Consider the following 1,736-nt stretch of genomic DNA (forward strand, 5'->3'; position numbering starts at 1 on the left):
TCCCCCTACGTGGCCCCCGCCGGCCGCGTCGTAGCGACCCCCGGCGACGGCTACTGCCTCCTCTACGCCGTCATCGGCAGCGCGCCGGACCTGGTCCGCACCCGCTTGCGGCAGGCGGACCCGGCCTTCCCCGCGGCCACCGCCGCCTGGCTCGCCCGGCCCGACGACGTACGGCAGACCCTCAGGACACTCGCGGCGCAGCCGCAGACCACCAACCGGGGAACAGGCCATCTGCGGGCCGCGCAGCGGGGGTTGCAGAACCTGGTCCGGGCCCGGCTGGCAGCGGCACGCGACGGCAGCCGCCCGCTCCCGCCGCAGGTGCTCGGCCAGCTCCGGGGCGTCCTCGCCGGCGAGTTCGCGACGCTGGTGGAGAACGCGTCCGACGCCGCCGTCGCCAACCAACTGGCCGTGTACGGCATCCAGGGCGTCACCCGCACCGAGGACCTGGACCCGGTCGACCTCCAGACCCGCTACGCACAAGCCATCACGGCACCCAACGCGCCGCCCCCACTGACCGGCAACCCACCGAGCAACCGGCGGATGTTCGCTTACCTGCGGTCGATGGGCGCGCTGCCGACGCCCGCCACCATGACACCGGCCGAACGCCGGTGGCTGCTGACCGCCGGCTATCACCGGAGCACCGTCCCCCTCACCCAGGGCGAGGCACGCCTGCTCGACAGTGCGGTGGACAGCTGGTCGGACTCGTGGGCGGACCCGGTCGGCGACACCTTCCTGCCGCTGCTCGCCGACACCCTCGACGCCCCGATCCACGTCTTCGAACCGGTGACCGACACAACCGCCGGCCCCCGTGGCATCGTGCTCCGCTACGGCCCGACGACCGCCAACACCCCCGCGCTGGAGGTCCGTTACACGGGCCTGAACCACTACAGCGCGAGCGCCGCGAACCCGGGCGCCACGTCGGCGAACATCACCCCGTCGAACGCGCCCCGGGGTCCCCAGGACGCCAACAGCCTTCAGCCGGACGGCCGTTACCGTCCCGCGCCGACCCGTCACGCCGGCGACGACCTGCCTGCGTCCCGTGTCGCCGACCCCGCGCCCAAGGACACCTGGCACGGCCTGCGTCCCCACGCGCGCCCTGCCGTGCACTCCACGGAGCGGTTCGATCCGCACGCGGACCAGTCCAACTCGCCCCGGCCGGGGGTTCTCAGCGGTGCCACGACGCTCGTCCGGGCCACCATCCGTCGTATCCAGGCGCCCAACGGCCAGTGGATACGGGACTACACGCTCAACCTCCCGGTCACCACGGCCAACCCCGACCTCACTCAGCAGCTCAACGACCGCATCACGCGTCTCCTGGACACGCATCTCAACTCCGGTCTGGCGCTGCCCAGTTCAGGCGACCAGCTCCACATCAACCTCAACCTGATCAACGACCCGGACCACCCCGAGACGATCACTCTCACCGACTCCGAGAATCCGGGCCGGGCCGACCAACTCCACCTGGACGCCAACCACTCGGACGAGGACCTCCTCCACGAAGTCCTGCACTACCTGGGCCTCCCGGACGAACAGCGCGACAACGACTTCCTGTTGCGCAACCATCCGAACAGCACGACCGTCCACACCACCGGCCTGATGGCCAGCACTGAGACCCCTGTCCACATCCCGCACCGCTACCTCCGCACGATCGAGAACGTCACTGCGGCCGGCCCTCAACTCCACGACCACACAGGCCAGGACGAGACGACACCTGTCCGCGACCCCGACACCACCCC

Annotated in this window: 1 pseudogene; it reads left to right on the forward strand. The window is 71.3% G+C overall.

Annotated elements, in window-relative coordinates:
• A pseudogene (locus AC31A1_RS50940) lies at positions 1 to 1,736 on the forward strand (hypothetical protein); the annotation flags it as partial.

Source organism: Streptomyces sp. P5F9, assembly GCF_057961495.1.